Source organism: Streptomyces sp. NPDC038200 (genome assembly GCF_055600785.1).
Genome location: NZ_JBVJYH010000012.1, coordinates 75,573 through 89,867, shown reverse-complemented (window position 1 = coordinate 89,867; position 14,295 = coordinate 75,573). Strand labels below are relative to the sequence as shown.

7 protein-coding genes are annotated in these 14,295 nt (G+C 74.4%); 6 read left to right on the top strand and 1 reads right to left on the bottom strand.

The annotated features are described in order from the left end of the window. Position 1: 1 nt before the first annotated feature. The 6 genes from ACZ7KF_RS24165 to ACZ7KF_RS24140 all read left to right on the top strand — a co-directional run bounded on the left by ACZ7KF_RS24165 (position 2) and on the right by ACZ7KF_RS24140 (position 12,782). Entirely contained in the window at positions 2–5,248 is a 5,247-nt protein-coding gene (locus ACZ7KF_RS24165) for an amino acid adenylation domain-containing protein (RefSeq protein ID WP_471078630.1), read from the top strand. A gap of 13 nt (positions 5,249–5,261) precedes the next feature. Further along, positions 5,262–6,554: an MFS transporter gene (locus ACZ7KF_RS24160; RefSeq protein ID WP_471078627.1), complete on the top strand. Its 1,293-nt coding sequence runs from the start codon at positions 5,262–5,264 to the stop codon at positions 6,552–6,554. Positions 6,555–6,687: 133 nt separating this feature from the next. Next, positions 6,688–7,713 carry a TauD/TfdA family dioxygenase gene (locus ACZ7KF_RS24155; RefSeq protein ID WP_471078624.1) on the top strand — a complete coding sequence of 342 codons (1,026 nt, stop codon included), beginning with the start codon at positions 6,688–6,690 and terminating at the stop codon, positions 7,711–7,713. 48 nt (positions 7,714–7,761) lie between these two features. Beyond that, on the top strand, positions 7,762–8,502 hold the full coding sequence (locus ACZ7KF_RS24150; protein ID WP_471078621.1) for an SDR family NAD(P)-dependent oxidoreductase: 741 nt from the start codon (positions 7,762–7,764) through the stop codon (positions 8,500–8,502). After that, a complete protein-coding gene (locus ACZ7KF_RS24145) occupies positions 8,489–11,392 on the top strand; it encodes a non-ribosomal peptide synthetase (protein ID WP_471078618.1) in 2,904 nt (967 codons plus the stop codon). Before ACZ7KF_RS24150 ends, ACZ7KF_RS24145 begins: the two co-directional genes overlap by 14 nt. Continuing rightward, positions 11,385–12,782, top strand: coding sequence for a hypothetical protein (locus ACZ7KF_RS24140; RefSeq protein WP_471078615.1), 1,398 nt, complete (start codon positions 11,385–11,387; stop codon positions 12,780–12,782). The genes ACZ7KF_RS24145 and ACZ7KF_RS24140 overlap by 8 nt, the downstream gene beginning before the upstream one ends. On the opposite strand, the gene ACZ7KF_RS24135 is transcribed toward ACZ7KF_RS24140, so the two are convergent. Beyond that, positions 12,776–14,293, bottom strand: a complete 1,518-nt coding sequence (locus ACZ7KF_RS24135) for an amino acid adenylation domain-containing protein (RefSeq protein WP_471078612.1) — start codon at positions 14,291–14,293, stop codon at positions 12,776–12,778. The two genes, ACZ7KF_RS24140 and ACZ7KF_RS24135, sit on opposite strands and share 7 nt — an antisense overlap. Positions 14,294–14,295 lie beyond the last annotated feature (2 nt).

Genomic DNA, 14,295 nt, shown 5'->3' with positions numbered 1-14,295 from the left:
CATGCCGTACGCCCCCGCTTTCACCGGCCTGGTCGAGGTGTTGCGCGAGCGCGCCCGCACCACCCCGGAGGCGGACGCCCTCGCCTGGCTCGACTCGCACGGTGCCGTGCGCACCATCGGCTACCGGGAACTGGACGCACGGGCACGCGCCGGGGCCGTCCGGCTGACCGTCCTCGGGCTGCGGCCGGGGGACCGGGCCCTCGTGGTGCACCCGCCGGGCCTCGACTACGTGACCGGATTCCTCTCCTGCCTGTACGCGGGCGTGGCCGCGGTACCCGTACCGCTGCCGCGCGACCGCCGGGGGCTCGAACGCGTCTGGGCGATCGCCACCGACTCCGCGGCCGGCGTGGCCCTGACCGACGCGGCGAGCCTCGCCGAACTGCGCGCACGCCTGACGGAACTCGGCGTCGACCCGGACGCCGCGGCCGGACCCCGCTGGGAGAGCACCGACGGCATCGGCACCCGCGACGCGGACGCGTGGTCGCCCACCGCGCCCGGTCCGGAGGCCCTGGCCTTCCTGCAGTACACCTCCGGTTCCACGGCCGCCCCCAAGGGCGTGATGGTCAGCCACCGGAACCTGGTGCACAACTCCTCGCTCATCGCCGAGGCACTGGAGGTCGCACCGCAGACCAGGGGAGTGAGCTGGCTGCCGCCCTACCACGACATGGGGCTCATCGGAGGCATCCTCCAACCCCTCTACAGCGGCTTCCCCTGCCTGCTGATGTCGCCCATGACCTTCCTGCACCGGCCCTTCGCCTGGCTGGAGGCCATCAGCCGCTTCGGCGCCACCTCCAGCGCCGGACCCGACTTCGCCTACGCCGAGTGCGTGCGCCGGGTCACCGACGAGGAGATCGCCCGGCTCGACCTCAGCCGCTGGCGGCACGCGCTGGTGGGCGCCGACGTCGTCCGCCCGGAGACCCTGGACTCCTTCGCCGAACGGTTCGCCCCGGCCGGATTCGACCCCTCCGCGTTCCTGCCCTGCTACGGACTCGCCGAGGCCACCCTCTTCGTGACCGGCGTGAAAGCGGGCGACGCGCCCGTCGAGCGCCGGCTGGACCGGGCCGCACTGGCCCAGGGCACGGCCGTGGACGCCGACGCCGGCGCGGACGGACTGCGCAGCGCCAACTGCGGCTGGGGCCGGGGCGAGGACGAGATCGCCGTGGTCGACCCGACGGCCCGCACCGCCCTCGACGCCGGGCAGATCGGCGAGGTCTGGGTCTCGGGCCCCACCGTCGCGGCCGGCTACTGGCGCAACAAGGAGGCGACCGAGAGCGTCTTCCGCGCCCGCCTGGCCGACGATCCCGGCCGGACCTGGCTGCGCACCGGCGACCTCGGCTTCCACACCCACGGCGGCCTGCACATCACCGGCCGGCTCAAGGACCTCATCGTGGTCCGCGGCACCAACCACTACCCCCAGGACATCGAGGACACCGCCGCCCGGGCGCATCCCTCGCTCCGGCCCGGCCGCGCGGCCGCGTTCGCCACCGACGAAGGCCGCCGGGTCGTCCTCGTCCAGGAGGTCTCGCCCGGCCGGATGTCCCCCGAGGAGCGCACGGCACTCCTGGACGCCGTCCAGGAGGCCGTCGCCTCCGGACACGGGCTCGCCCTGCACCGGGTGCTGCTGGTCCGGCCCGGCGCGGTGCCGCGCACCTCCAGCGGCAAGGTCCGGCGCCGGGAGTGCGCCCGGATGTACCGGGACGGCGAGTTCAGGGTGCTGGCCTCCTCCGGCACCGAGGAGACCGCCCGGCAGCCGGAGACCGCCGGCCGGGCGGCTCGCGGGGGCCCCGAGGCGGCGATCGCCGCCCTGGCCGGCGCCGTCCTCGGCACCGACGCCCGGCTGGTCGACCCGACACGCACCCTGGTCGCCCAGGGCCTGGACTCCCTGACCGCGGTCCGGCTGCGCGCCCGTCTCCAGTCCGACCTGCGACTGGACGTACCCCTGCGGGACCTGCTCGGCACCGCCACGGTCGAGGACCTCGCCACCCGCCGCCCCGCCGACACCGACACCGCCCCGATTCCCCGGCTGGCGGGCACCGCGACGCCCCCGCTGTCGTACGGCCAGGAACGCCTGTGGCTGCTGGCCGGGATGGGCGCCGGCGCCGCGTACCACACCACCGGCCTGATCGAACTTCCCCCCGACACCGACCCGGAGGCCGCCGCCGCGGCACTGCGCCTGCTCCTGGACCGGCACGAGCCGCTGCGCACGGGCGTCCGGCAGAGCGCCGACGGCACGCTCGAGGCCGTCCTGCTGCCGGCCGGCGAGTGCACCGTCGACCTGCCGGTGCGCGAGGTCCAGGACCGGGAGGAACTGGAGAGCCACGTACGCCGCTGGTCCCGGGACCTCTTCGACCTGGCACGGCCGCCGTTGCTGCGCGCGGCCCTCTACCGCGTCGGCGGCACGGGGTGGCGGCTCGCGGTCTGCGCGCACCACATCGCCGTCGACGGCTGGTCGCTGGGGGTGCTCGCGCAGGAGTTCGCCGCGGCCTGCCGGGAGGCGGCGGCCGGCCGCGAACCGTCCCCCGCCCCGCTGCCGGTGCGCTACGGGGACTTCGCGGCCTGGCAGCGGACACAGGGGGGCGAACGCGAGCTGGAGTACTGGCGGCACGCCCTCGACGGCGCCGCCCCGCCGCAGCCGGCCGCGCCCGCGCCGCCCGCGAGGGCGGGAGCGAACCTGTTCGACGGGGCCCGGCTGCCCTTCGACCTCCCGCCCGGGCTGACCGCGGACTTGCGCCGGGCCGGCACGGACTGCGGCGGCACCCTGTTCATGGTGCTGCTCGCCGGTTTCACCACCGTGCTCGGCCGCTGGGCCGACACCGAGGACGTCCTGGTGGGCACCGTCACGGCCGGCCGGCAACGGCCCGAACTGCTCGACCTGGCCGGGTTCTTCGCCGACGTGCTGCCGCTGCGGGTGCCGCTCGGCGGCGACCCCGGCCTGCGCGAGCTGGTGCACCGCACCCGCTCGGTGTGCCTGGACGCCTACGCGCACCAGGACGTCACCTTCGAGCAGATCGTCCGGCACACCCGCCGGCCCGGCGAGACGGCACGCCTGCGCCCGCTCGTACGGCATCTGCTGGTCCTCCAGGACGAACAGGCACACACCGGCGGCGCGGGCCAGGTCACCGTCCTGCCCGCCGAAGGCGCCCGGTTCGACCTCGAACTGGAACTGGTGCCCCGGCCCGACGGGGGACTGTCGGGAACACTGAGCTACGACACCACGCTCTTCACCGCGGACTTCCTCGACGACCTGCTGAGGAACCTGCGCGGGCTGCTGGAACAGGCGGCCGGGGCACCCGAACGGCCGCTGTCCGCGCTGCTGCCGACCGAGGGGGACCGGGCCCGGCTGCACGACTTCAGCGGCACCGACAGCCGGCCGGTGACCTGGCCCGCCTTCCCCGCCTGGTTCGAGGCCCGGGTCGACGCCGCGCCGGGCGCGACCGCCGTCGTCGACCCCGACGGCGGTGCCACCAGCTACCGGGAACTGGACGTGTGGGCCAACCGCATCGCCCACCGGCTGCGCGAGGCGGGCGTCGGGCCGGAGGACCGGGTCGCGGTCCATCTGCCCCGGGGCGCCGCGCTGAGCGCCGCGGTGGTGGGCGTGCTGAAGGCCGGCGCCGTCTATCAGCCCCTCGATCCCAGCCAGCCGGCACAGCGGCTCGCCCTCCTGCTGGAGGACGGCGCTCCCGCCCTGGTCCTCACCACGGCCGAACTGGCCGCGCGGCTCCCGCTCGACCCGGACCGCGCCGTGCTGATCGACACGGACGACGACCTCGCCTGCGCCCCCGGGCACCGCCCCCGGGTCCCGATCGCCCCCGGCAACGCCGCCTACCTCCTCCACACGTCCGGATCGACCGGCCGCCCCAAGGGCGTGGTCAACACGCACGCCGGACTGGTGAACCGGCTGGACTGGGCCCGCACCTGGCACGGTCTGCGGCCGGGCGACCGGGTGCTGCACAAGACACCGATCGGATTCGACGTCTCCCTGTGGGAGCTGCTGCTGCCGCTCACGACCGGCGCGACCCTGGTCCACGCCGGTCAGGACGCCCACCACGATCCCGCCCTGCTGCACCGGCTCATCGACGAACAGGGCGTGACCACCTGTCACTTCGTGCCGTCGATGCTGCGGGCCTTCCTCGACGCCCCCGGCCCCGCGCACCCCACGCTCCGACAGGTCGTGTGCAGCGGCGAACGCCTCACCGCCGACCTGGCCGCCCGTTTCCACGAGCGTCACCCCGAAGCGGCCCTGCACAACCTGTACGGACCGACCGAGGCGGCCATCGACGTGACCGCGCACACCGTGTCCGCGCCCGCCGTGTCCGTCCCCATCGGCACCCCCGTCCCGGGCGTCGACCTCCATGTGCTGGACCGCCGGCTCAGGCCGCAACCGGTCGGCGCGGCCGGTGAACTCTTCATCGGCGGCGCCCAGGTCGCCCGCGGCTACCACGGGCGGCCCGGGCTGACGGCCCAGCGTTTCGTACCGCACCCCTTCGCGTCCGGCGAGCGCCTCTACGCCACCGGCGACCGGGCCCGCTGGCTGGCCGACGGCACCCTGGAATACCTCGGCCGCGCCGACGACCAGGTGAAGATCCGCGGTCAGCGGATCGAGCCCGCCGAGGTGGAGGCGGCCCTGCTCACCCACCCCGGGGTCGCCGCGGCGGCCGTGGTGGCCCGGCAGGGCCCGGACGGCCAGCCGTTCCTGGCCGGCTACGTCACCACGCACCCGGCCCAGGACGGCACCGGGTTCGGCGTGCGGGACCTGCGCGAATACCTGGCGCAGCGGCTGCCGGCCGCGCTGGTCCCCACCGCGTGGTGCCGGCTGGACGCCCTGCCCCTGACCACGAGCGGCAAGACCGACCGTGCGGCTCTCCCGCCGATCGCCGCCGCCGAGCACACCGGCGGCGAGTACCTCGCGCCGAGGGACCCCGTGGAGCGGATCCTCGGCGAGATCTTCACCGACGTCCTGAAAGTGCCCAGGGTGGGCGTCCACGACCGCTTCTTCGACCTCGGCGGTCACTCGCTGCTGGCGATCCAGGTGGTGAACCGGATCAACGAGCGCTTCGGCACGGCACTCGCCGTCGGGGAGCTGCTGCTGGCCGGGCAGACCGTGGCCGAACTGGGCGAGCTGGTCCGGCAGGGCCAGCTGGCGGCCGCCGAACCCGGCGACACCGAGGAGATCCTGGCCATGCTGGCCGACATGACGGAGGAGCAGGCAGTCGAATGGCTCGCCCGACTGGAAGACGACGTCCGCTGAACCCGGTGACTCCGTGCTGAGCCGCGCACGCCGACGGCCGGACACGACCACCGGCACGAGCGTGTGGCGGCTGCGCGAGTACCGCCTGCTGTGGTTCGGGGACGCCGTGTCGGCCCTCGGCTCACAGGTGACGCTCAACGCGCTGCCCCTCATCGCGCTGCTGACCCTGCACGGATCGGGCTCGGAGATCGGCTCCCTGCGCGTGCTGTACATGGCGCCCTTCCTGCTGCTCGCCCTGCCGGCCGGGCTCTGGCTGGAACGGGCCCGCCAGCGGCGGGTGATGCTGGCCATGGACCTCGGCCGGGCCGCGCTGGCCCTGACCGTCCCCGTGGCGGCCTGGCTGGACCTGCTCGGCCGGACCCAGCTGTACCTGGTGGCGGTGCTCGGTGGCGCGATGACCGTGGTGTCCGAACTGGCCCTGCCCGCCTACCTGTCGAGACTGGTCGGCCCCGACCGGCTGGCCGCCGGCAACAGCGGACTGGCCGTCAACCTCGCGACCAGCGGCACCGTCGGACCCGGGATGACCGGCTGGCTGATCGGCCGGCTCGGCCCGAGCACGACACTGCTCGTCGACGTGGCCTCCTACCTGGTGTCGGCCGTGACCCTCCTGCTCATGCGCGAACCGGTCCCGCCCGCCGCACTGCCACGGCAGCCCGGCGCCGGGGAGCGGACCCCCAGGGACTGGAGAGGGGAACTGCGCGAAGGCTTCGGCGCCGTGTGGCACAACCCGCCGGTCCGCGGGCTGGTGATCGCCTCGGCCATCGCCTCCTTCGGCGTCCAGTTCGTCTCCGTGGCCGGGGTCGTCCGGCTCGTCGCCGACCTGGACGTGTCCCCGGGCTGGTTCGGCACGGCGGCGGCGCTGGCCGGGGCCGGCGGAGTGCTGGGCACCGTCTGCGTCCCGGCCGCCGTGCGACGGCTCGGATACGGCCGCGTGCTGCTGTACGGCTCCGTCCTGGCCGCCCTGCCGTGCGCCCTGTTCCCGCTGTCGGGCGACCCGGAGACCGCCGTGGCACTGAACTGCGCCGGCTTCCTCCTGATCGGCGCGGGCGGCGGCGCCACCGGCACGGCCACCGTGACACTGCGGCATCTGCTGACCCCGTCCCGGGTGCACGCCCGGATGAACTCCGTCTTCCGGCTCGCCCAGTTCACCGCGATTCCGCTCGGATCGGCCGTCGCGGGACTCCTGGTCGACACGGCCGGGGCGCGCGGCACCCTGTGGGTGTGTCCCGTCGTCATGACGGCGGCGCTGATTCCCGTACTGACAAGGCCGCTGAGCAGGCTTTCCACGGTCGAACCGGTGGGCTAACCCACCTCCCTGAACAGCAGTAGTCCGGCAAACTCCCGACGTGATCCGCCGGGGCGGGTCTGTGATCGTGGGGGTGTCGTTGGCGGACCGTTCCGGCAGCAAGCCGCCGGAGGGCAGAGTGCGGATGGCGGATATGACCAGCACGGACACCTTTGTCGAGTACGAACTCAGCGCGTCCGAGGCCGACGAACTGCGCGAGCTGGCCGAGCGAGTGGGCACCTGGGGCGAGGACCCCGTCACGGCGGCCTTCTACGATCGAGCCCGCCCCGCGGTCGAGCGGATACCGGACGGACTGCGCGCCTTCCTGGAAGGATTCGCCGCCGAACAGGCCGCGGCCTGTCTGATCCACGGGCTGCCCGAGCCGGAGCCGCCCGTCCGGCCCACCCCCGCCCACTGGCAGGAGGCCGCGGCCGACCGCTCCACCGTCGGCCGGGAGACACTCCTGGCGCTCTGCGCGATGACCCTGGGCGAGCCGTACACCTGGGCCACCCTCCAGTCGGGCCGGCTGATCCAGGACATCCTGCCCATCGCCGGCGACGAGAAGCGGCAGAACGGACACAGCAGCGACACCCTGCTGGAGTTCCACACCGAGGACGGATTCCACGACAGCCGCTACGACTTCCTGCTGCTGATGGGCCTGCGCAACCACGACCGGATCCCCACGACGGTCGCCTCGATACGGGACGTCGACCTGGACGAGACCGACCGGGAACTGCTGCGCCGCCCCAACTTCCACATCCTCCCCGACGACGAGCACGTCCGTCAGATGGAGGCCCTCGGCGGCCCCGGGCACCCGGCACTGCACAAGATGCGCCGCATGCAGCGCCACCCGGAGCCGGTCGCCGTGCTCTTCGGCGACGAGAAGCACCCCTACCTGCGGCTCGACCGTCCCTTCATGCGCTCCGCCGACGGCGACCCGGCCGCGGAACGCGCGCTGGACCGGCTGGTCGACGCGCTCGCCGCGGCCCGCCGCGACATCGTCGTCGAGGCCGAGTCGGTCCTGGTGGTCAACAACCATCTCGCCGTCCACGGACGCATGCCGTTCACCGCGCGCTACGACGGCACCGACCGCTGGCTCAAGAAGCTCGGCGTCGGCCGCGAACTGCGCAGCACAGACGCCCGGCACGGAGCTCCGGCCGGACCCCGTGTCCTGTTCTGACGGGTCCTTGACCCGCAACCCCGAATGGATTGGCTGAGGAGGCGTCCTGTGCGGACGGTCATTGTGTCGGGCGCTTCGAGCGGCATCGGGCGGGCCACGGCCGAACGCTTCGCCCGCGGCGGCGACCAGGTGGTGAACCTGGACATCAACCCCCCGCCGGCCGACGGCGACCCCGGGATCGGATGGATCGAGACCGACGTGGCCGACTGGGCGTCGATCCGGCAGGCCGTGGCCCGGGTGCACGACGAACACGGCCGGCTGGACGTGGTCGTCGCCAACGCGGGCATCAGCCTGCGCCGCCCCGCGCTGGAGGTGAGCGAGGAGTCCGCGCGGCGCGTCCTGGAGGTCAACCTGCTCGGCGTGCTCGGCCTGTGGCAGAGCGCGGCCCGCTACATGGTGGCCAGGCGCACCGGTGTGCTGCTCGCCACCTCCTCGGTCAACGGCAGCCGCGGCTACCCCTTCTACGCCGACTACAACGCGAGCAAGGCCGGAGTCGCCGCGCTCTGCCGGACGTTCGCGCTGGAACTCAGCCCCCACGTACGGGTGGCGTGCGTGAGCCCGGGCGCCGTCCTGACGCCCATGCAGCGCGCCGAGTACACCGACGAGATGCTCGACGAGGTCAACCGGCGCATCCCGGCCGGACGGCACGCCGCACCCGAGGAGATCGCGGCGGCCTTCCACTACCTGGCGTCCGACGACGCCCGGTTCATGACGGGACAGGAACTGGTGATCGACGGCGGGGAGACGGCGGGGGCCACCACCGCGGTGTTCGGGCATGACGACGCTTGACGGGACGGCCGCCGAGGTGCGGGACCTGGCGCGGCGGCTCAGCCGGGAACCCGCCGCGGTCGACGGCGCCGTGCTGGCCAAGGTGGTGCACGTCGTCAGCGGCGGCCGGGCCCCGAGCGTCACCGACCTCCCCGACGGCTCCTGGCAGTCCCTGCTCACCTGGGCCGAGGCCGCCGGCCCCGGACTGGCCGGACGGCTCCGGGCGGAACTCGCCGAGTACCGTCCGGACGGCGGCACCGGCTACCTGGCCACCGCGCTGCGGCACCTGGCCCAGGACCCGGACGCCCCGCACCACGAGCGGAGTCTGCTCCCGGCGGACGAGCGGGAACACCTGCTCACCGGCCTCGCCGGGCCGGTGCGGGACCTGCCCGACCGCCGGGTCCACGAACTCTTCGAGGAACAGGCCGCGAAGACCCCGGACGCCGTGGCCGCCCGCTGCGGGGAGCGCACGTGGACCTACGGCGAACTCAACCGGCGGGCCAACCGGCTCGCCCATCTTCTGCTCTCCCGGCGGCCCGCCCCGGAGACGGTCGTGGCGGTGGTCACCGAACGCCATCTCGACTGGCTCGCCGCCGTCCTCGCCGTGTTCAAGGCCGGGTGTGCCTACCTGCCCGTAGAGCCCGGCTATCCCGCCGACCGGGTCGCCGGCATGGTGGCCCGCTCGGACTGCGCCCTGGTCCTCGCCGAACGCTCCTCCACCGGTGCGCTGAGCGGGCTCGCGGGGACCGACGTGGTCCTCCTGGACGACGTGGACCTCACGCCGTTCCCCGACACCGATCCCGCCCGGGAGATCGGCCCGGACCGGCTGGCGTACATCTTCTTCACCTCGGGCTCCACCGGCGAACCCAAGGGCGCCATGTGCGAGCACCTCGGCATGCTCAACCACATGCTCGCCAAGATCGAGGACCTGGAGATCGACGCCACGAGCGTGGTCGCCCAGACCGCCTCGCAGTGCTTCGACATCTCCGTCTGGCAGCTGCTGGCGGCCCTCCTGGTCGGCGGGCGCACGGTCATCGTGGAACAGGACGTGATCCTGGACATCGAGCGCATGGTGACCACGCTGGTGGAGGAGGAGGTGACGGTCTGGCAGGTCGTGCCGTCCTACCTGAACGTCATGCTGTCCCACGTCGAGCGCCGGTTCGTGCCCCTGCCCGCGCTCCGGTTCGTCAGCGCGACGGGCGAGGCGCTCCACCCCTCCCTGGTGAGCCGGTGGTTCGCCCGGTACCCGGGGATCCGGATGCTCAACGCGTACGGCCTCACGGAGACCTCGGACGACACCAACCACGAGATCCTCGACGCCCCGCCGGAGCACGGATCCGTCCCGCTCGGGCGGCCCGTGGCCAACGTCTTCGTGTACGTGGTGGACGAGCGGCTGCAACTGGTCCCGCTCGGCACGCCGGGGGAGATCGTGTTCTCCGGGATCTGCGTGGGACGAGGCTACGTCGGCGCCCCGGAGATCACCCGGCGCAGCTTCCTCGACGACCCCCACCGGCCCGGCCGGCGGCTCTACCGCTCCGGTGACTTCGGGCGCTGGGCGCCCGACGGCAGACTGCTGTTCCACGGCCGCCGGGACGCACAGGTCAAGGTCCGCGGGCGCCGCGTGGAGATCGGCGAGGTCGAGAGCAGACTGCTCAAGGCACCCGGCGTGCGGGACTGCGCGGTGCTGGCCAGGCCGGGACAGGACGGCGACGCACAGCTCGTGGCCTGGTACACCGGTACGCCCTCGACGCCCGTCCGGGCGATCAGGCAGGCCCTCGCCCGGTCGCTGCCCGAGCACATGGTGCCGACCCGGTTCCACTGGCTGGACGCGCTGCCGACGACCGGCAGCGACAAGATCGACCGCAAGGCCCTGAACCGTCTGCTCGACGCCGACCAGCGGCCCGGGAGCGCCCCCCGCCCCCCGCGCACCGCGACGGAGCGGCGGCTGACGCTGGCCTGGGCCGACGTACTCGGCGTCCCCGCCGACCAGGTGGACCCCGAGGACCACTTCTTCGAGCGGGGCGGCACCTCGCTGGCCGCGATCCGGCTCGTCGCCCGGCTGGACGGCGCCACCACGGTCGCCGAGGTGACCCGCCACCCGGTCCTGGCCGACCTCGCCGGCGCCCTCGACCGCCACGCCGGCCGGGCGGACCGCCCGGCCCGGCGGACGACCGAACTGTCCCCGCCGGGGGTGTGTCCGGACAAGGGCACCCTGGTCTGCTTCCCCTACGCGGGCGGCAACGCCGTCAACTACCGGGCCATGGCCGAGGCGCTGGCACCCGCCGGCATCCGGGTGTACGGCGTGGAACTGGCGGGCGGGGCCGGGGAGTTCCGCAGCGTCGAGGAGCTGGTCCGGGACGTCGTACCCGATCTGGCCGAACGGGGGCCGCTGGCCCTGTGGGGGCACTCGCTGGGCACGGCCTTCGCGATCGAGGCCGCCCGGCAGCTGCACGCCCGGGGCGGCCAGGTGCGGCACGTCTTCCTCGCCGCCCAGCTCCTCGGCACGGCGGGGGAGCGGGCGCGGACCGCCGCGTGGGCCGACGGCCTGGACGAGACGCGGGCGGCCGACGCGCTGCTCGCCGAGTTCGGCGGCGCGCACGAGGCACCGATCGACACGGAGACGGCCCGTCGTGCCGCCGCCGCGTACCGGCACGACGTCGCGACCGCCAGCCGTTACCTCGCCGGCGTGCTCGCGGACCCGGCCGGATTCCCCCTGCCCGTCGGCGCGAGCGTCGTGGTCGCCGCGGACGACCCGGGCACCGAGGGCTGGCGTACGGCGCACGGCGACTGGGCCCGCCTGGTCTCCCCGGTCGAGCCGTGCGAACTGCCCGGCGGCGGCCATCACTTCCTGCACACCCGAGCGGCCGACTCGGCCGCGATCGTGATCCGAAACGGAGGCTTCGGTGACTGATTCCGCCGTCAGCGCCCACCCCACGACGGCCGCCGAGCGCGCCTCGGCGGTGACCGACCGGCTGCGGGCCCACTGGGCCGGCCGCGAGGTGGTCCTGCTCGTCAACCGGGACGACGGCGCCACCCGCGCACTCGCCGGCGAGCTGCGGGCCTGCGGCGCGGTCGTCGCCGCCGTGGTGGCCGGGGACCGCTGCGCCCCCGGCGACTTCGGCGCCCGTCAGGTGTGGAACTGCGCCGACCACGGCATCACCCTGCCGCGGTCCCGGTTCGACGCATGGCTGCGGGAGCCTCCGGCGGAACTGGCCGACTGGCTGGACCGCCTCGACCCCGGGCGCACCTGGACGGCCCTGGGCACCACCTACACCGACACCGGCGAGTTCTGCGGCCGGCCGGTGCACGGGTGGTGGCGCCGGGACTGGGCGCACTGGGAGGACAAGACCGAGGTCGACGCCCTGTGGGAGCGGGCGGGCACCCCGGCCCCGCCGTACGAGGTGCTGGCCGTCGACAGCCCCGGCCTGCCCGACGCCGTGGCCAGGCTGGACCGGGGCAGGGGAGTCGTGCTCGCGGCCGACGCCACCCGGGGCGCCCTGGGCAGCTCCAAGGGCCTGCGGTGGGTGCGGCGTCCGGAGGAACTCGGGGCCGCGCTGGACGACTTCCGGGGTTCCACGGACCGGCTGCGGGTCGCCACGTTCATGCCCGGCGTGCCGTTCTCCGTCCTGGGGATGGTGCTGGACTCCGGCGTCGCCGCCTTCGAACCCTTCGAGATCATCACGCTGCGCGACCCGGTCGACGCCCGACTGGTCTACGGCGGCACCTCCACCTGGTGGCGGGCGGACCAGCGGGTGCGCGAACGGATCCGGCACCACACGAGGCTGGTCGGCGAGCGGCTGGCGGCCGAGGCCGACTACCGCGGCATGTTCAGCATCGACGGCCTCGCCACCGCCGACGACTTCGCGGTCACCGAACTCAACCCGCGGCACGTCTCCGGGCTCACCCTGTGGGCGGGCTGGCCCGAGTTCCCCGCCCGGCTGTTCAACCGGGCGGTGCAGGAACGGCTGACGGGCTTCGTCGACGTCGACTGGCGCGACATCGAGGAGTCCTTCAGCGACGCCATCCGGCGAAGCCCCGCCTACATGGTCAAGCTCCCCGTGGCGGAGGGCCTGGTGACGACCCCGGTCACGGGCACCGTGCGGGTGCCGGGCGGTCCGCAGGGCGGCCCGGAGTCGGACGAACGCACCCTGCGCTACGCACTGGAGCCGGGAGCGCTGCGCGTCCTGGACGTCGACCGGCCCCGGCAGGACGGCGCGATCGCGCCGCTCGCCGCCGAGGCGGCCAACCGGCTCTGCTCGGCCGGTCTCGTCTCCTTCCTGGACGACGAGCGCGCTCACTGACCGAGCAGCGCCTTCCTGTCCACCTTTCCGTTGGGCGTCAGCGGCAGCTCCTCGCGGACGACGTACTCCGCCGGCACCATGTAGTCGGGCAGTGCCCCGGCCAGGTACCCGCGCAGCTCACGGGAGCTGACGCGGGATCCGGGCTCGGGCACCACGTACGCGGCCAGATACCGGTCACCCGGGATCTCGTCGCGCAGCAGGACGACCGCCCGGTGGACCTCGGGCCGCGCGGCGAGCGCCGCCTCGATCTCCCCCAGCTCCACCCGGTACCCCCACAGCTTCACCTGGTGGTCGGCACGCCCGACGAACTCCAGCAGGCCGTCGGGACGGCGCCGGCCGATGTCACCGGTGCGGTACATCCGGCTGCCGGGCGGCCCCCAGGGGTCGGGGACGAACCGGGCGGCGGTCAGGGCGGCCCGGCCGAGATAGCCCCGGGCGAGCTGCGGGCCGGCGATGTGGAGCTCTCCCTCCCCGCCGACGGGAACCGGACGCAGCCGCTCGTCCAGCAGATGGATGCGCATGCCCGGATGCGGGGTGCCCAGGGGCACCGGGCCGGGGCCGAGCGGCTCGGCCGGGGCGATGCGGTACTCGGCACAGTTGACGGTCGCCTCGGTGGGTCCGTAGACGTTGTGGACCGCGACGTCCGGATGGCGCTCGCGCCAGCGGGCCAGTGCCGCCCCGGTGAGCACCTCGCCGCCGAGGACCAGCTCCGTCGAGGGGGAGTACTCGGGGGCCGCCGCGTTCAGCAGCGGCAGATGGCTGGGCGTCCCCTTGAGGAAGGTGCACGGCGCGTCGCGCAGATGCGGCGACGGGGTGCGCTCGCGCGCCGACAGCGACGCGACATGGATGCGCCCGCCGAGGACCAGCGGCGTGAAGAACGTGGTGACCGTGCCGTCGAAGGCGCTCGAGGTGTGCCACACGGCGACCTCGGCCGCCCCGCGGTAGGTCCGCGCGGCGCGTTCCACGTACGCGGCCAGCGCCGCGTGTTCCACCATCACGCCCTTGGGTTCCCCCGTCGAACCGGAGGTGTGGACGACATAGGCGAGCTGGTGCGGATCGGGCCGTGCCCCGGGGTCGGTGTCCGGCAGGGCGTGCAGCCGCCGGGTGACCTCGGGGTCGTCCAGGACGACGCGGGGCGGCAACGGCCCCTCCACGGGCAGCGGGGTGTGCGAGTGGCCGACCAGCAGATCGGCGCGCGCGTCGCGCAGGAGCCGGGCGAGGCGCGGCCCCGGGTGGCCGGGGTCGAGCGGCAGGTAGGCGGCGCCCGACTTGAGCACCGCCAGCACGGCCACCAGCATGCTCCACGAGCGGGGCAGCGCCAGCGCGACGATCCGTTCGGCACGGGCGCCGCGCTCCGCGAGCAGGGCGGCGAGCCGGTTGGCACGGCTGTTGAGTTCGCCGTAGCTCAGTACGGTCTCGCCGTCGACGACGGCCGTGGCGTCCGGGGCGAGGCGGACCCGCGACTCGAACCGCTGGACGACCAGGGACCCGTGGGCTCTGCGAGGTGTCATCT

Bases quoted from the DNA above. Each gene is read 5' to 3' on its own strand.
- ACZ7KF_RS24165 (WP_471078630.1), top strand. From the start codon at position 2: ATGCCGTACGCCCCCGCTTTCACCGGCCTGGTCGAGGTGTTGCGCGAG.
- ACZ7KF_RS24145 (WP_471078618.1), top strand. From the start codon at position 8,489: ATGACGACGCTTGACGGGACGGCCGCCGAGGTGCGGGACCTGGCGCGG.
- ACZ7KF_RS24155 (WP_471078624.1), top strand. From the start codon at position 6,688: ATGACCAGCACGGACACCTTTGTCGAGTACGAACTCAGCGCGTCCGAG.
- ACZ7KF_RS24135 (WP_471078612.1), bottom strand. From the start codon at position 14,293: ATGACACCTCGCAGAGCCCACGGGTCCCTGGTCGTCCAGCGGTTCGAG.